Source organism: Bacillus sp. UMB0893, assembly GCF_002858905.1.
Lineage (GTDB): Bacteria > Bacillota > Bacilli > Bacillales > Bacillaceae > Bacillus_P.
In genome coordinates this window covers 171,520-189,631 of the sequence record NZ_PKLB01000004.1, presented here as the reverse complement: position 1 = coordinate 189,631, position 18,112 = coordinate 171,520, and the positions used below count along the sequence as shown (strand labels likewise).

At 41.1% G+C, this 18,112-nt stretch carries 15 protein-coding genes; all 15 read right to left on the bottom strand.

Annotated elements, in window-relative coordinates:
- Positions 1-14: 14 nt before the first annotated feature.
- The 15 genes from CYJ36_RS10965 to CYJ36_RS10895 all read right to left on the bottom strand — a co-directional run bounded on the left by CYJ36_RS10965 (position 15) and on the right by CYJ36_RS10895 (position 17,842).
- Positions 15-1,622, bottom strand: coding sequence for a YceG family protein (locus CYJ36_RS10965; protein WP_101567313.1), 1,608 nt, complete (start codon positions 1,620-1,622; stop codon positions 15-17).
- Between the two features lie 35 nt (positions 1,623-1,657).
- A complete protein-coding gene (locus tag CYJ36_RS23620) occupies positions 1,658-1,828 on the bottom strand; it encodes a helix-turn-helix domain-containing protein (RefSeq protein WP_180850237.1) in 171 nt (56 codons plus the stop codon).
- A 152-nt stretch (positions 1,829-1,980) separates the two neighbouring features.
- On the bottom strand, positions 1,981-2,793 hold the full coding sequence (locus CYJ36_RS10955) for an HAD family hydrolase (protein ID WP_101567311.1): 813 nt from the start codon (positions 2,791-2,793) through the stop codon (positions 1,981-1,983).
- Between the two features lie 12 nt (positions 2,794-2,805).
- Positions 2,806-3,924, bottom strand: coding sequence for a cysteine protease StiP family protein (locus CYJ36_RS10950; RefSeq protein WP_101567310.1), 1,119 nt, complete (start codon positions 3,922-3,924; stop codon positions 2,806-2,808).
- A complete protein-coding gene (locus tag CYJ36_RS10945; RefSeq protein ID WP_101567309.1) occupies positions 3,925-5,289 on the bottom strand; it encodes a phosphoribosyltransferase family protein in 1,365 nt (454 codons plus the stop codon).
- Complete coding sequence (locus CYJ36_RS10940; RefSeq protein WP_101567308.1) at positions 5,228-6,445, bottom strand: HpcH/HpaI aldolase/citrate lyase family protein; 1,218 nt, start codon at positions 6,443-6,445, stop codon at positions 5,228-5,230. Before CYJ36_RS10940 ends, CYJ36_RS10945 begins: the two co-directional genes overlap by 62 nt.
- A gap of 199 nt (positions 6,446-6,644) precedes the next feature.
- Positions 6,645-7,223, bottom strand: a complete 579-nt coding sequence (locus CYJ36_RS10935) for a TerD family protein (protein ID WP_101567307.1) — start codon at positions 7,221-7,223, stop codon at positions 6,645-6,647.
- Between the two features lie 50 nt (positions 7,224-7,273).
- On the bottom strand, positions 7,274-7,882 hold the full coding sequence (locus tag CYJ36_RS10930) for a TerD family protein (protein ID WP_101567306.1): 609 nt from the start codon (positions 7,880-7,882) through the stop codon (positions 7,274-7,276).
- 208 nt (positions 7,883-8,090) lie between these two features.
- Positions 8,091-9,116, bottom strand: coding sequence for an ATP-grasp domain-containing protein (locus CYJ36_RS10925; RefSeq protein WP_101567305.1), 1,026 nt, complete (start codon positions 9,114-9,116; stop codon positions 8,091-8,093).
- Positions 9,117-9,356: 240 nt separating this feature from the next.
- Complete coding sequence (icmF, locus tag CYJ36_RS10920; RefSeq protein WP_101567304.1) at positions 9,357-12,620, bottom strand: fused isobutyryl-CoA mutase/GTPase IcmF; 3,264 nt, start codon at positions 12,618-12,620, stop codon at positions 9,357-9,359.
- Positions 12,621-12,644: 24 nt separating this feature from the next.
- Positions 12,645-13,283 carry a TetR/AcrR family transcriptional regulator gene (locus tag CYJ36_RS10915; RefSeq protein ID WP_101567303.1) on the bottom strand — a complete coding sequence of 213 codons (639 nt, stop codon included), beginning with the start codon at positions 13,281-13,283 and terminating at the stop codon, positions 12,645-12,647.
- A gap of 138 nt (positions 13,284-13,421) precedes the next feature.
- On the bottom strand, positions 13,422-14,561 hold the full coding sequence (locus tag CYJ36_RS10910) for an acyl-CoA dehydrogenase (RefSeq protein ID WP_101567302.1): 1,140 nt from the start codon (positions 14,559-14,561) through the stop codon (positions 13,422-13,424).
- A 58-nt stretch (positions 14,562-14,619) separates the two neighbouring features.
- Positions 14,620-15,756: an acyl-CoA dehydrogenase gene (locus CYJ36_RS10905; protein ID WP_101567301.1), complete on the bottom strand. Its 1,137-nt coding sequence runs from the start codon at positions 15,754-15,756 to the stop codon at positions 14,620-14,622.
- A 26-nt stretch (positions 15,757-15,782) separates the two neighbouring features.
- Positions 15,783-16,637: a 3-hydroxybutyryl-CoA dehydrogenase gene (locus CYJ36_RS10900; RefSeq protein ID WP_101567300.1), complete on the bottom strand. Its 855-nt coding sequence runs from the start codon at positions 16,635-16,637 to the stop codon at positions 15,783-15,785.
- A gap of 26 nt (positions 16,638-16,663) precedes the next feature.
- A complete protein-coding gene (locus CYJ36_RS10895) occupies positions 16,664-17,842 on the bottom strand; it encodes an acetyl-CoA C-acetyltransferase (RefSeq protein ID WP_101567299.1) in 1,179 nt (392 codons plus the stop codon).
- Positions 17,843-18,112 lie beyond the last annotated feature (270 nt).

Sequence of the window (18,112 nt, the reverse complement as noted above, 5' to 3'; positions counted from 1 at the left end):
TACCTCCCTATAATTTAGAACATCTTGCGGATGAATTTTTTCAGCCGTGAAGGTTCCTGGAATTCTTCTCCAAAGCTCATTTCATCAAGCCAATGACTGTCATAGTATCTTTCATCAACAAAGTTTTCGATATCGTTATGCCCCGGCGGGTTATATATGACAATATCCAGACCAAATTCATTCAGCAAAAGTAAAATTGCTGCATCTGAACGGGTTAAATATCCATTTTTTTCATTATTATAAAGAATAACCCTTGGCACATATTGCGAGTAATCAAAGTTCTGCATCAGCTTTATCATTTCATGCGGAATATTCATCGACTGGCTGAACAAATATAATTGCAGATCATACAAGCTTTCCTGATCCAGTTTTTTCAGTTTTGGGTGGGCGCAATATCTTGAAATGGCTTCAGCTATCCCCTTCTGCAGCCCTTTTGGCAGGTTCGCATATCTCCACCAGTTGCTGTTCATCATTTTTTCAGCTTGTAATTCCTGTTTTTCATTGAGAGCATTTTGGTAATGAAAATGCGGGTTGCCTTTCGCCTCCCAAGTAAACGGGAATTGCTTAACAACTGTTGCATATTCGTAATCCGCTAAATCCTGAATTTTACTCCAGTACGTGCGGCGGTTTTTCGTCATTCCAAATACCTTCGAAAAAATAGTTGGAATATTGACCGTATTGTTTCTCACCTCAAAATTAGGCCTGATAAAAGCTCTTTCCTTTATAAGAATGAAAAGTTCGTCATACGTTGTTTTTAATGTAATTGCATTAGGAATATAGCTGCGGAATTGCCAAGGCTTATACAGCATGGAATCTTCTGAATGAAGAACCATGTCAATTTCTTTCGATGCTTTGTAGGCAATGGTTGAAGTTCGTTCCGGTCTTGTTTTAGGAAACGGCTCTAGCTCATGGGTTCCCGGGTGGCGAATGATTTTGCTGCACTTTTCCTCAGGGTCCGTTTCATCTAAAACATCCTTTCCCTCTGGATGCACGATGATGACATCGCAGCCGAAAAGGATAAGGAACATGAGGAAATATTGCTCGCTTTTTGAGGCATCGCCATACCAGAAAAACTTTGGCGTTTTTTCTTCTTGCTCTGCAGCTTTTTCGAGTTCCTTATATAAATGATTCCATGTCCATTTCACAAGATCCACGATGACTCTTCTGAAATCCCCTCCATCATCTTTGCCTTGGGCAAAAAAATGAGAGAGGACTTGGATCATGCATGCTCTAAGATGACGGTTCAATTCTGGATTTTTCAGTATTGGAAGCAGCTGGTCACGATCCATAAACGCCACAAATCGATTAACTGAGAGCTTTTCTTTTCCGTGTTGAAGCAATAAATTTTGCACAGCCTGAAATTTTTCCTGCGGAATCGTTTTATCAAGATTTTCGCTTATAAAATGAAGATCAAGATCTTTATCGTGAACAAGATCATAAAGCATTTGAAAATATTCATCTTCTACTAAAGGTGTGCCAAGCAATCTAATGGCTATTTGAGGGATTTTCATTTCAAAGGGAGTCTTCATAAACCCTGAGCGCTCGGACAAAGACTGATAAAGAAGCGCTTTCCATTCTGTTTCTACGCCGATTGCCGCTACTGGCTGATATGTTCGAATCATCCCAAATCCCCCTCCCCCCAAAAGTCATACATCGATCATTTTAAGTTATCTTTTCTCTTTTCGCCGAATACACGGTACATTCCTTCACTCGTTACAACCCATGTTTTTCCAAATTTACGAATGGTGCCTTTTGGGAATTGATCAATCCGCTTCCGCAGAGTTGAATTGTCAATTCCCCATTCCTGACAGGCTTGGGCAGAACTCATTATATTTTTATCCAGTAAATTTGTATGGTTCTTTTCTAATATAACCAATACGTTCACTCCAATAATATCTAAAGAAAATCATTCATATAGCCATTCACCTTTGGAAACACCATTTATTTATTGTACCATTTTATCACATAAGGTAAATATTTCTAGATCAAGAGATTCTTTTTAGAAAGAGCCGCAACGTTCTCAAGAATCTCTTCAGATGCAAAAATTCCGTTCTTGATTGTTCTTTTAATCGATTCAACTAAACGTGTATTTGATTCACCAAGTTCGCCGTGCAGCGGAGAAAAAGCATGATCTGCTCCTTCTAGCATGCATAAATCCAAGAGTGAATCTCCTGCAGTGATAACTGTTTTAGCTCCCACCGCATCTTTTACATAAGCAACGGCATCCCATTTATTGATCGGCTTTGGAACAAAGTAGAGCTTTCTGCCTTGCAATGAGTGCTTCCATCCATGTTCATCGAGCCAGAGTATAAATTCCTGCAGGTGTGTTAAGGGAATATGGTCGCGATCGATAATATTATATAGAAAAAGGTTTTCAGCATTTTTCTGTTTTAGAACCCACTCGTCCGCAGCAATATCCTGAAACTTAAGGGAAACCTCTTTTAAACTTGTGCACTCATTTTTCATTTTTGTTTCTAAATGGATTTTCCATTCGGAATCCAGCTTCCCATCTTTAAACACATGTCCCCCATTGCTAGTAATTGCATAGCTCGGAAGGATTTCTTCCTGAAAAACAGAAATGCGTTCGAATTGAGAGGGTGTTCTTGTTGTCACTGGCACAAAAGTCATTTGCGATGCAATTTCCTTCAGCATGGAAATTGCTTTATTCGTCATAAATGAAATTTCCTTATCCTCAAGGATTTCAATTAAGCGGATATCCGACTCGATCACCGGCACGCGGAAGGATCTTCTTGAATAAATGAGCGTTTGATCTAGATCACTTGCAAAAATCACAGATAGTTCCTCCTAGTTTAGGGGCTTGATAATGCCGCAGCATGAATATGACATGTTCTTATATTCGATTACAGGTACATTCCGTTCCTTGGCAAGCAGGAAAATGTGTTCAAGGTCTGTGTTATTCAAATCTTTCACAAGTATTTTCCAAGGAATTCTTCGTAAAAGAACACGTGTTGTTTCTCCGACTCCTGGCTTTACATGATGAATATTTTCGATGCTGAAATCTTCCTGGATCTGTTTAATATCCTGGATACCCTTCCATGCAGGCCGCGTATCTTCTGTTTCAAGCTTCAAAACTTGTTTATTAATCTCATCTGAAACATGTTCAAATTCAGAAACGACAACGTCAATAAAATGATTGGAAACATCTTCAGAAAGCAGTTCTGAATAATACTTTGCCCCATGAAAATCATCTATTCCAATTAAAAGATCATTTAATACCGTTCTGCTCACCAGACCTGAAACAGTAGAGTTTAAGCAGGCACTCGGAATAAGAAAATCTTCTCTTGTTCCGTAAATATCCGTACAATATCCAGGATCAGCCAAGACTGCAAGTGAATCGTCAATCTGCATTCCATATTTGCTGTTAAAGTCCAGCATCGCCTCGTTCAGCTCTTTTGTAATAGCACCTTTTCCAGTCCAGCCATCCACAAATTGAACGTGATCTTCCGGGTGATTCTGTGCAATATATCTCATCGCATTTTCATCTATACCGCGGCCTCTTATAATTGAAACACTGTAATGAGGGACGTTCAGGTTGTAGGTTTGAAGTAAGTATCGTTTCATTAATATTCCAATTGGCGTGCCCGCTCTTGCAAGTGACACAAGCACGATGCTGCGCCCTTTCACTTTCAAAATGCGCTCTGCAACTGTTCCTACTGCAATTGCCAGTTTTTGTTTGTACATATCTAAAGAATGATGAAAAAGCTGTAAATATTCATCAGACGGTTTATATTCAATCGGAAGCATTTCTGAATAATGGGTACCGCTTTGAACAGCCTGCTCTCTCTCCAATGTTGATTTTTCTAGCTGGACCTGACTCAAATCCTTCAGCAGGAAGATGACATCCTGTTCAGAATAACTGCCCATTGCTGCTGGCTTTGGCAATTGCTGCGTCAACTTATTCATCTATTGCACATCCTTTTTGTGTGTACTAAAAAATACGAGATTAATAACCGGAAAGACCTTTTTTAGCTGAAGAAGCATGGATTGCATATGATTTTCTAAAACAGTCCGTTCAAAAAAGACAAATACTTCGTCGTATTGATTCCGCTCTGTATTATAAAAGTAGTTCACTGTTTCCCCGTCTTCTGGGTTAGTGAAAGGATAGCTGTTTTTTACAGCGTAGTCTTTGCGTTCAACTGGATGGATCGGACTTCTAGTTGTGGATTGATAGAAAATCCCGTCACCCATATAAGAAGCTATCTTCATCGGCAAATACATAAATTCTCCCGTACCAAGACATAATGTCTTATTTCCCTTACGCTTCTGCATAATCTCAGAAGCTGCCATTTCACAAAAAGCCTGTACGCTGATCTGTTCAGAATCTGAAAGACCAAAACGGCCAGTGTGATGAAGATATCGGGCAGATAAGAGTTCCGAAGAATAAGAAGTCAGTTGAACATCTTCTCCTGTTAAATAGAGTTCGTTTACCTTAGAATCAAACACAGAATCTGCATCTGTTTCCATTTGATGCTCTGCAATCGGCTCTCCAGTTGTGGAAATGTATCCAGTTATTAAAGCAACAGTATGGATTTTGACCCCAAGTCTATCTTCTGTTTCTTTAAAGCGTCTAAGATCTTCTTCTGATCGCCAATCTAAAATAGACACCACTGTGTATTCACTGCGTGGATATTTTCCTTGAATGGATTCAATAATGTTCAAGGCTGTTTTCCCTGTCGTTACTTCATCATCCACTAAAACAATCGGCTGGTCATGATCAAATAAACTCTCATTCACATAACAGCGATGGGATGTCGCATGCGAATGCTCTTCTTCAAAATTAATTATGGAATCCATTCCAGAAACCATTTCCCTTGTTGTATGAAAAAAAGATGCGTTTTTGAAGTTTTCAAATACGGCATGCCCCAAAGCAGTCGCTGTTTCTGCAAATCCAATGAATAACGTTTGTTCAGGCAAGGTGTGGCGATACTCGCTCTTTTGGGCAGCTTCACCGTTTATGCCTGAGAGAATCTGATCTCTTTCTGGATGTGTTTCACCGTGAACAACTTCCATATATCTTGCTGCAAGTGCACTCCCAGTCAATAATGCAACCGCAGGGTCAACAGGAATGTGTTTTCCAAGAACTTTGCTGACGAACAAAAAACCTCTTTTTTTATTAATTCTGGCTGCCATTGAAAATAAGTTTTCCAACGGAAGAAGATAAGGGTTGCTTGTCAGTTCAATTCCAACCGAAAGCTTTCCTAATAAATCAAATGTATATTTGTTCGTTTGCTGTTTCGTTGATAAGGTCAATAAATGATTGCTGCTCATGGAACACCCCGTATATTTTTGATTTCAAGATGATTTTCCGCGCCCAATTGTAATGGGGTTTAATTTCGTTCATTTTGTTTGAATATTCGCTTCGGATCACACCATTATAAGATATTGCCTGATCAAGGATCGCTGATGCATCTAAATATTCTTCTTTTGTCACTGCATTTAGTGCATTAACGATTTTAATATGCAGCGGATGAATAATTGTTTTGCCGACAAGACCATTCGTATTATCAAGCACAATTTCGTGAATTAAGCCATCGTCATAACGGTCAATAAGGTTTGCCCTAAACTCAAGTCCTTCGCTTCCATATGCCTGCTGAAAAGGAGTTTGTCTGATTTGAGGCTTTAAAATCCGCTGTCCTCCGCCAAAATACTCCCATACCGGGCCAGAGATGATGTATTCTTTTTCACATCTGCCAAACACATTGATAATATCGGTGATGCAGTCTCGAATGACGGAAATATCATAAATCGTTGTATCCCGGCTTCTTCTGATCCCGAACAGGCCTGATAAATCCGTTCCTCCAAGTCTCACATTTAAAACGAGTTCATAATAGTCATCAAGAATGGCTTTAATGCCAAGCAGTTCATTCATGCGTGATTCTTTATAAATAATCTCTTTCGTTTCTAAAATCGGCATGCCATACAATGTCACAGAGTAAAGATTTGCGATTTCCTGAAGAACCGTGTAAAAACCTCTTCCATTTTCTGATGTGAATTTCGGAAAAACAAACCCGCTTAAAAGCTGAAGGTGATGCTCAAGCTTTAAAGCGAGCCGTTTCATTTGCTCTTCATTTCGGATTCGCACGAATATAAGCGGCAAGTTCCTCTGATCAAACTGGCCTTTTAAAATACTGTTTGACAACGTTTCAATTTGTTTTACTGTATTGTCTTCAGCAGCTTCTACTTCTGTGTCGCCAATCGAATCCTCCAGACAAATGACCATTGAGGTCAGACCTTCATGTTTTCCATTAAGAAATTTACCAGATAGTACATCGCTTGAGATCGCTGTTCGATTACCAGGCATGTAGAGAGTGGCACCTAATGTATAGGCTAATGTTTCCCGTTCAGTTTCTTTTGAAAAATGGATTGGTTCGTATAAGAATATTTCATTTCGTTTCTCTTTAGGTAAGTATTGAAAATGCTTCAAGCTTGTTCCTCCATTCAGACCCTCTACTCATGTACTAATTGGTAAATACCTTAACTTTTGGCTGTTTTCGCAAAAGATTATGATTTTCTCAGAACTGTATTGAAAAGCAATCATGTTTTGGAAAAGAGCTTCACTTTTGAAAAGGTGCGTTGTTTATAAAAAACAACGCACCTCTATTCCTTCTTTTCAGGGCAATTTATTAAACATCTAACCCATAATCTTTAACAAGAGATCCTAAGCCGCCTTGGTAGCCGCTTCCGATTGCGTTGAATTTCCATTCAGCGCCGTGACGGTATAATTCGCCTACAACTACAGCTGTTTCGATAGAGAAATCTTCTCCTAAATCATAGCGAATCAATTCTTGATTGCTGTCTTCGTTTAAAATGCGAACATATGCATTTGAAACTTGTCCAAAGTTTTGGCTGCGTGATTCTGCATCATGAATTGTGATTGTGAATGCAATTTTATCAATCGAAGCAGGCACTTGAGAAAGGTTTACCTTGATTACTTCGTCATCTCCGCTGCCTTCACCCGTGCGGTTGTCGCCAGTATGTTCAACAGAACCATTACCGCCTACAAGATTGTTGTAGAAAATGAAATCTGCTTCGCTTGCAGCTTTTCCGTTAGCATCTAATAAGAATATAGATGTGTCTAAGTCAAAATCATTTCCGCCATCGTATTTGTTTGTGTCCCATCCAAGACCTACTAATACTTTAGATAAACCAGGATTCGTTTTCGTTAAATCAATCTTTTGACCTTTTGATAAGCTGATTGCCATTTTATTTCGACTCCTTTTATGTATCATTTATTTTTTATTGCTTAAAAAAATTAGGCGTGACGATTTGCGATCTCAGTAATGGTTGCATCTTTTGTTCCTTGCCCAACCGCTGCGAATTTCCACTCTGCTCCATGACGGTATATTTCGCCGGGAATAAGTGACGTTAAGCCTGAATAGTCATCAGACAGGTTATAGTGAACAAGCTCAGTCTTGCTTGCTGAATCCACAACACGGATAAATGCGTTTTGGATCATGCCAAAATGCTGCTTTCTTTGGACAGCCTGATAAATGTTTACTACAAACACTAGTTTATGAATATTTGATGGCACCTTGCTCAAGTCGATTAAAACTTGCTCATCGTCTCCATCGCCTTGTCCTGTCAAGTTGTCGCCTGTATGTTTGACAGAACCGCATTTGCTGGTAAGATTTCCGAAATAAATCACACTTTTTTTGTCCAGGAGACGGTCATTTTCATCAAGCATTAACACAGAAGCATCACAATCGACATTGCTTCCGCCCCCGCCTCCGAATAAGCCGCCAAGCAGACCGCCGCTTTTTTGCTGCACAGGGTCCCATCCAAGGCCTACCATTAAAGATTTCAGGCCTGCATTGCCTTTTGTCAGATCAATCTTTTGACCCTTTTGTAACGTAATTGCCATTTCTTCACTCTCCCTTTTGGGTATTGTGGAAACTTGCAAGTCTTAAAATATGACCAAAGGAATCTTCCGAATGGAAAAAAATGAAACTTTTGGTCTACCATCACGATAACGTGACCACAAGTTTAATACTACCAATATTTTTACAAAATTCAACTAAAAACCTTTTCCTAGGTGTCATTCATTCATACGAATTACAAAGAAAAAAGTTTCATTCTCCATTTGAAAGAATGATATCTTTTTCTAAAAAAGTAGCTTTTATATCCAGCTTCACATCTTGTCTTTCTACCTTTGCCCCAAGCAGCAATTTCACAGCCAGGTACGGGAAGTTGACTCCTGATAAACAGCTGAAATAGAGACCGCCTGACATTCTTGGATTAATTTCAAGCAATTTAGGCAAGCCTTGATTGAATTTGACTTGAATATTAAAGATATAATCTAATTTGAATTCCTTCGTGAATTGTTCGGCCAGCCTGATCAGCTCTTGGTTATCCTCCAGAATCCGGATTCTGCCTCCGCCTTTTTTACGCGGAACAGCAGCCAGCAATTCACCATCAAAAGCCAGGCAGTCAATACTGTACTCTTCCCCTTCCAAAAACTCCATCACCATCAGTTCAGGAAATTCACCTGCAGCTTCAAGTCCAGCATATACTCTATGAAAAGGAATTCTATAGCTCGGCGCCATCACTTCTTTTAAAGGATCGAGCTCATTATCAATAATCCTAAAGCCATAGCCTCCTTCTCCTACGACAGGTTTATAGCACACCTGCAGTCCTTCGTTCATCAGCTTTTCATATGTTTCCTTAAATTCTTCAGCAGATCTAGCCGTATAAAAAGAGGGAATCTCAAAAATGCCTTTTTCTTTGCATGTGTCATAAAACTCATCTTTATTTTCTATCGTTTCTAATAGATTGGCATCACGGTTTACTAATACCTTCGTTCCTATCTCTTCAAACTTTTTTAGTGCTTTCGCGATCGGGAGCGCTTTATACCTTGGAACAAACAAGTCGATGCTATGTTTTTCACAAAAATTCAGACAATACTGGACATACTCATCGTCTGTTTCCAGTTTGGGTTCTATCTCAGAATAATCGCAGTTGGCAAGCATGACGTGATCAGGATCCGGATGTGTGCCGTACACTTCGAACTGTATACCGTCTTCGTTTGTGCGAATCATATCGATATAATGATACGCAACAGAAAACCAGCGATTAAACCAAATTTTATATGTACTCATCTATTTGAAAAACCCCTCTCTTCGGCCAATGCCGAAGTTTTCTATGTCCTTCTATTTTATACTAAAGAAGGGATGAACAAAATGGTAATTTTACTTAGAGTGGTGCGGGATGGGAGTATAATTTGCCGAGAGGTGCCGTTTGGCCGATAAATGGCGGATATTGGCCGAATTGATGCTGGATAATATTTTTTCTTACTCAAAAAAAACCTCCCCGGATTTTTAAGGGGAGGATTTCTGCTATTACATATTCCGGCGGTATTGTCCGCCAACTTCGTATAAAGCGTGCGTAATTTGACCTAAGCTTGCATATTTAACAGTCTCCATTAATTCCTCAAAAATATTTTGATTATGGATGGCAGCTTGTTTCAGACGGTCAATTGCTGCAGCTGAATGGACTTCATTTCGTTCCTGGAACGCTTTTAAATTTTGAATCTGTGTTTCTTTTTCATCCTGAGAGGCACGTGCAATTTCCATGTTATCGACCGATTCCTCAGACGGCGGGTTTGGATTAATATAAGTGTTCACACCAATGATCGGCAGCTGGCCCGAATGCTTCTGCATTTCATAATGCATCGATTCATCCTGGATTTTCCCGCGCTGATATTGCGTTTCCATCGCTCCAAGCACACCGCCGCGCTCGTTAATGGAATCAAACTCTTTCAAAACAGCTTCTTCAACTAGATCTGTAAGCTCTTCGATGATAAATGAGCCTTGAAGAGGATTTTCGTTTTTTGTTAATCCGTGTTCTTTTGTAATGATCAGCTGAATGGCCATCGCTCTTCTGACAGATTCTTCAGTCGGTGTCGTAATCGCTTCATCGTAGGCATTTGTATGAAGGGAATTACAGTTATCCTGCAAGGCCATTAATGCCTGCAGCGTTGTGCGGATATCATTAAAGTCGATTTCCTGAGCGTGCAGAGAACGGCCAGATGTCTGGACATGATATTTAAGCTTTTGGCTGCGTTCATTCGCGCCGTATTTTTCTCTCATTACCGTTGACCAGATACGGCGAGCGACACGGCCAATTACGGTATATTCAGGATCTAATCCATTGCTGAAGAAGAAAGAGAGATTCGGTGCGAAATCATCGATTTTCATTCCGCGGCTCAAATAGTATTCTACATACGTGAAACCGTTAGCCAATGTAAAGGCCAGCTGGGAAATAGGGTTAGCACCAGCTTCTGCAATATGATAGCCAGAGATCGATACAGAATAATAGTTTCGCACTTTTTCGTTGATAAAGTACTCTTGGATATCCCCCATCATTTTCAAAGCGAATTCTGTTGAGAAAATACACGTGTTTTGACCTTGGTCTTCTTTTAGAATATCTGCCTGAACTGTTCCTCTGACGGTTTGCAGCGTTTTCGCCTTCACCTGCGTGAATTCTTCAACAGTAAGAATGCGTCCTAACTCTGCTTCTTGCTTTTCTACTTGCTGTTCAATCGCTGTATTCATGAACATCGCCAGAATAATCGGTGCAGGTCCATTGATTGTCATCGATACAGACGTGGAAGGTGCACATAGGTCAAATCCAGCATACAGCTTTTTCATATCATCCAATGTACAGATGCTCACTCCGCTTTCGCCGATTTTCCCATAAATATCGGGACGGTAAGCTGGGTCTTCACCGTATAGCGTAACAGAGTCGAATGCTGTGCTTAAGCGCTTTGCCGTATCGTCTTTCGATAGATAATGGAAGCGCTTGTTTGTTCTTTCCGGTGTTCCTTCACCTGCAAATTGGCGTTTTGGATCTTCCTCAGCTCGTTTAAATGGGAAAACTCCTGCAGTATAAGGAAATGAGCCCGGAACATTTTCTTTGTATACCCACTTGAGGATTTCACCGTAATCTTTGTATTTTGGAAGAGATATTTTAGGAATAGAGAGTCCGGATAAAGAAGTTGTCACTAATTCCGTCACTATTTCCTTGTCTCTGATTTTTGTAATAAATTGATCTGCTGAATATTTCTCCCTCAATTCATCCCATGAATCTAATATTCGTTTGGAATCTGGAGAAAGCTCTTCTTCTATACTCTTTTTTATTGCCTCCAATGACTCTATTACTTCAGGAGATCCATCTCTTTCTTTCACGCTTTCGAGCGCACCTTGAAGCTGGAACAATCTTCTGGCAACATCGGCCTGATATTCGGCTTTTTGATGATAAGTACGAACAGACTCACTGATCTCTCTTAAATAGTAACGGCGATCTGTCGGGATGATCACATTTTGTTTTTCAACATCTTTTACAATTGGGAGAGTGGATGACCAAGTTTTATTGCTCTTTTTATTGATCAGTTCTAAAAGGGCAACGAATAATGTGTTTGTTCCGGGATCATTGAATTGACTTGCAATCGTACCATAGACCGGCAAGTCTTCAAACGGACTTTCAAACAGCATATGACTGCGCTGATATTGTTTTTGAACTTGTCGCTTGGCATCTTGAGATCCTTTTCTTTCAAATTTATTAATGACGATTAAATCCGCATAATCAATCATATCAATTTTCTCAAGCTGCGTGGGAGCTCCGAACTCGCTTGTCATCACATATAAAGATAGATCACAAATCTCTGTAATCGCAGCATCCCCTTGCCCGATTCCGCTCGTTTCAACGATCACCAGGTCGTATCCTGCAGCTTTGACAACTGCAATCGCATCATGAATCGCAAGAGATAACTCAGATCTTGATTGTCTTGTCGCCAAGCTTCTCATATAAACGCGCGGCGAGAAGATGGCATTCATGCGGATGCGGTCTCCGAGCAGGGCTCCGCCTGTTTTTTGCTTCGTTGGGTCAATTGATATCACAGCTATTTTAATGTCCGGCACTTCATTTAAAAATCTGCGGATCAGCTCATCTGTCAGGGAGCTTTTTCCTGCTCCGCCCGTTCCGGTGATACCAATAACCGGAGCATCTGAAGAAAGCTGTTTTACTTCAGAGATGATCTTTTCTGCCGTTGCTGCCGCTTCGTTCCCGCTTCCTAATTGTGACTCGGCTACAGTGATCAGCTTAGCGATGGCACCTGCGTCACCTGTCTTCAGCTTTTCGATTTCATCTTCCACCTTTGATGCGGTTAGAAAATCGCACTCTTTTATCATGAGGTCTATCATCCCTTGAAGACCAAGCTCTCTGCCATCCTCAGGGGAAAAGATCCGGGCAATTCCGTATTCATGCAATTCTTTTATTTCACGGGGAATGATGACACCGCCCCCTCCGCCGTATAAGCGAATATGAGTTGCCCCTCTTTCTTTCAAAAGGTCATACATGTATTTAAAAAACTCGACATGTCCTCCCTGATAGGAAGAAATCGCGATTCCCTGCGCATCCTCCTGAATTGCGGCATTTACGATTTCTTCAACCGAACGATTATGACCTAAGTGAATGACCTCGGCTCCGCTCGCCTGTAATATTCTTCGCATGATATTAATTGATGCGTCATGTCCATCAAACAAGCTTGAAGCTGTTACAAAACGAACCGCGTGTTTCGGTTTATATGTTACATGTGTATGCATAGTCCCACATCCCCTTTATTGTCGTTAATTCGAACGATTCCCTACTTTCCCTACCCCTTTAAGAATCAAGTTCGTCTGTACTTCAATATATTCATCGAGTGTATAGTTTCTTTGCAGCGCCCATCTTCTGAAGCCCCACATTTGACCTTGAACGAAAATATTGTGCGCCAGCAATTCACGTTCTCTGGCTGAAAGCGAGATTTCTCCTTTTTCCACACAGCCTTCAATTACTTTTTCAAACATCCCGACCATTTCAATTTCTTTTTGCAGGACATATGGGAGGGCATCACGTGACAGGGACTTTGCCTCCTGATACATGACAAGCACTTCATCCTGCATCTCATCAACGACTCTGAAGTAGTTGGCAATGGCGACCTTTAAACTCTCAATTGTTCCTTGTTTTAAGTCAATGTCTTTCTCCAGGCGGTCACGAACCTGATCATAGATTGTATCACAGACTAGATAAAGGACATCTTCTTTCTGTCTGATATATTCATATAGTGTCCCGATGCTGAATCCTGCCGACTTTGCAATTTCCCTTGTGGTTGTACGGTGGAATCCTTTTTGTTTAAAGAGGTGCACCGCACCTTTAATCATTTGGTCGCGACGCTTTTGAACAAGCCGCTCGTCTTTGACAGAAGCATGCACTTCACGTTTCGTCATCTTCCACCGCCTCCCTATTTTTAAAATATCAAAACATTTTTTCACTCATACAGCTCAAGCGACAAGCCCGCTGTGAAAAAGACATAAGGCAATTACTTATTAAATCCCTCTTTTTTAGCGAGCTTTTTTATAAATCCCTTATTTTGTTATCATTCGTGAGATAACCAGTCTTTGAATTTCTTGAGTGCCCTCATAGATTTGAGTGATTTTTGCATCCCTCATGTATCGTTCTACAGGATAATCTTTTGTATAGCCATAGCCGCCGAATACTTGAACTGCTTCTGTTGTCACCTTCATCGCTGTATCTCCTGCAAAAAGCTTGGACATGGCCGATTCTTTTCCGTATGGAAGTCCTTCTGATTCAAGCCATGCTGCCTGATAGGTTAGAAGACGGGATGCCTCAACGGTAGTCGCCATATCAGCCAATTTAAACCCGATTCCTTGCTGCATGGCGATTGGCTTACCGAACTGCTGGCGTTCTTTCGCATAAGCAACAGAAGCATCCAGAGCGCCTTGTGCGATTCCTACAGCCTGTGCTGCAATGCCGTTTCGGCCGCCGTCGAGCGTCATCATCGCAATTTTAAAGCCTTCTCCTTCTTGGCCAAGAAGATTTTCTTTCGGCACGATGCAATCTTCAAAGATGATTTCTGTTGTTGGTGAAGAACGAATGCCAAGCTTGCTTTCTTTTTTGCCGACAGAGAATCCTTTGAAGTCTTTTTCAACAATAAATGCACTTGTTCCTTTATGCTTGCTTTCTGGATCAGTTACAGCAAACACGATATAAGTGTCAGCAATTCCGCCGTTTGTAATGAAAATCTTTGATCCATTCAGCACATAGTGATCTCCATTTAACTTAGCTGTCGTTCTCATTCCGCCGGCATCTGATCCTGAACCAGGCTCAGTCAAACCGTATGCGCCAATTTTCTCGCCCTGTGCCATCGGTTTTAAATATTTTTGCTTTTGCTCTTCTGTGCCGAATTTGTAAACCGGCCACCCTGCTAGTGATGTATGGGCAGATAATGTAACCCCAACTGATGCACATACCCTTGAAAGCTCTTCAATCGCAATGACGTATGCTAAATAGTCGCTGCCGATTCCGCCGTATTCTTCCGGCCATGGAATGCCTGTTAATCCAAGCTCCGCCATTTTATCGAATAGCTCACGGTCAAAGCGTTCTTCTTCATCGCGTTCTGCCGCTGTCGGCTCTACTTCATTTTTAGCAAAATCTCTTACCATTTTTCGAATCATTTCATGCTCATCTGATAGTTTAAAAAACATCGTTTCCATCCCCCTGATTGTTTAGACTAAATTTCTATTTGAATTTTTAAATATAATATTAATTTAAGACATGTTTACTGATGACAATTCTCTGGATCTCACTTGTGCCTTCGTAAATCTCACATATCTTTGCATCTCTGAAATAGCGTTCAACCGGATAATCTTTCGTATATCCATATCCCCCATACACCTGAATCGCTTCTGTAGCAGCCTCCATCGCTGTTTTTGAAGCAAACAGCTTAGCCATGGATGCTTCTTTCCCGCATGAAAGCCCATTTTGTCTTAAAAAGGCTGCCCGGTACGTAAGCAGTTCAGAAGCTTCAACAGTTGTTGCCATATCCGCTAGTTTAAAGCCGATTCCTTGTTGGACAGAGATTGGTTTTCCGAATTGAACACGTTCTTTTGCATATTTAATTGAACTTTCTAATGCAGCCTGTGCAATTCCAAGTGATTGTGCTGCAATCCCGATTCTGCCGACATCTAAATTGGCCATTGCTATTTTAAAGCCGTCTCCTTCTTCCCCTAAAAGATTTTGGGCAGGAACCACAGCATCCTCGAATGAAATCTGAACCGTTCTAGACCCATAGAGCCCCATCTTATGTTCGTCTTTTCCTACGACAAAGCCAGGTGTATCTTTTTCAACCACAAATGCAGATATGCCTTTTCTTCCCGCTTCAGGATTTGTTGAAGCAAAAACGATATACGTATCTGCTTCTCCGCCATTTGTAATAAACACCTTCGAACCATTAAGAATGTAATTCCCCTCTTTTTTGACTGCTTTTGTTTTTAAGCTTCCGGCATCTGATCCTGAGCCTGGTTCTGTTAAACAGAAAGCTCCTAAATATTCGCCGCTTGCAAGTTTAGGGATATATTTTTGCTTCTGTTCTTCTGTCCCAAAATAAAGAATGGGATTTGTTCCGACAGAGGTGTGAACGCTTAAAATCACCCCGATTGTGGCGCTTACCTTTGAAAGCTCGTTAATGGCGATAATATAAGAGGTAAAATCCATACCCGCTCCTCCATATTGCTCAGGAATCGGAATTCCCATTAATCCGAGCGAACCCATTTTTCGAAGAATCTCTTTTGGAAATTCTCCTTGCTCCATTTTTTCAACAAATGGCTCAATTTCAGATTGAGCAAAATCCCGTACCATCTTCCGCATCATATCCTGTTCTTCTGTGAAGCGAATATTCATGTCCCGTCCCCCTATGATGTCTGATCCTATGATTCGTATGAATAAAAACCTCTGCCTGTTTTGCGGCCAAGCCAGCCTGCTTTCACATACTTTCTTAGAAGCGGACACGGGCGGTACTTATCATCGCCAAAGCCATCGTGAAGCGTTTCCATAATATAAAGGCACGTATCAAGACCGATAAAGTCAGCAAGCGAGAGCGGTCCCATCGGATGATTCATACCGAGCTTCATTACTTCATCAATTGCTTCTTTCTCTGCTACCCCTTCGTACAGAGTGTAGATGGCTTCATTGATCATCGGCATGAGAATTCTGTTGGAGACGAAGCCCGGAAAATCATTGACTTCAACCGGAACCTTTTTTAATGTTTTCGTCATATCTTCAATCGCCTGATAGACTTCTTCACTTGTTGCGAGACCGCGGATAATTTCAACCAGCTTCATTACAGGCACCGGGTTCATAAAATGCATGCCGATTACTTTTTCAGGACGCTTTGTTGCTGCTGCAATCTCAGTAATTGGCAGGGAAGAAGTATTGGTCGCAAGAATCGTATGCTCTGGAGTGATTTGATCAAGCTTCGAAAAAATATCCGTTTTGATTTTCATATTTTCAACAGCTGCCTCAATCACTATATCCGTCTGGGCTGCATCCAGGAGATCCGTTGAAGCTTTCAGCCTGCTTAAGACTTCTTGCTTTTGCTCAGCTGTCATTTTTTCTTTATCTACTTGTCTTTGAAGGTTTTTATCGATAGTTGCAAAGCCTTTTTGAACGAATTCTTCTTTTAAATCATTCAAGTAAACCTTGTAGCCTGCCATTGCACAAACTTGAGCAATGCCTGATCCCATTTGTCCTGCTCCGATTACCATTACGTTTTGAATACCCATGTAGATCCCCCTTGTTTGGTTATCGCTTATACTTCAATCATAATAGCGTCGCCTTGACCGCCGCCGCTGCAGATTGATGCTATCCCAATTCCTCCGCCCCGTCGTCTCAGCTCGTGAATCAGTGTGATAATAATTCGTGCGCCGCTTGCTCCAATCGGATGGCCTAGAGCAACTGCCCCGCCGTTCACGTTTACTTTTTCAGGATCAAGTCCTGCCAGCTGATTGCTTGCTAAGGCTACTGCAGAAAATGCCTCATTGATTTCAAATAAATCAATTTCTTCGACCGTCTTACCTGTTTTTTTCAGAAGCTCTAAAATGACTAATCCAGGCGTTTTCGGAAAATCCTTCGCTTCAAGTGCGATGGATGTATGGCCAATGATGGCCGCAAGCGGCTGCTTTCCTTCTTTTTTTGCACGCTCTTCACTCATGAGCACAAGAGCTCCTGCCCCATCATTGACTCCAGGTGCATTTCCTGCAGTAATAGTGCCAGCTTGATTAAAAACTGGCTTTAATTTAGATAATCTTTCAATCGAAGTGTCTTTTCTTGGCGCTTCATCATGCTCCACTTTGATTGGATCGCCTTTTCGCTGCGGGATTTCCACACTTACGATTTCTTCGCTTAGCTTGCCGGATTCGATTGCTGCAACTGTGCGCTGATGACTTCTAAATGCCCACTCGTCCTGAGCCTCTCTTGAAATTTCCAAATCTGCTGCTGTATCATTTCCGTACGTGCCCATATGAACACCTGTAAAGCTGCACGTAAGACCATCATGCACCATTAAATCCTGTACCTTTGCATCTCCCATACGCAGACCCCATCTTGCTTTAGGCATGATATATGGAGCATTGCTCATGGATTCCATTCCGCCTGCCACTATGACCTCTTCATCTCCAGCACGGATAATCTGATCAGCAAGCGTTACACTTCTCATTCCTGATGCACAGACTTTATTGATTGTTTCCGTTTTTACGTTCCATGGAAGTTCTGCGTGTCTTGCTGCCTGGCGGGAAGGAATTTGACCCTGTCCTCCTTGAAGAACAGACCCCAAAATGACTTCACCAATTTCCTCAGAGTTCACGTCTGCACGATTTATTGCTTCTTTTATAGCCAATCCTCCAAGCTCTGATGCCGTCAGAGAACTTAATGCTCCTCCAAATTTTCCAAATGGTGTTCTTACGCCGCTTAATATGACCGTTCGATTCATTTTTGTCATCCCCTCTAATTGTTTATTTAAGGCTCGTTTCTAAGACATTGCTGTTTGAGATTCAAAATAAAGAGTCAAGAGTTAGAAGAGAGCCCGAATCCCTTCTTAAATACAAATAAGTCTTTATACGAAAAACAATGATCTTTTCGAAAACAGTCACTTTAAAAGAAAACGTTTACAAAATTCCGATTGAACGCTCGCTCAATTTTGTGCCAGGGAAGAAGGTGAAACGGAAATCGCTCCACCTTCCTATATATCTATCTGTATCAT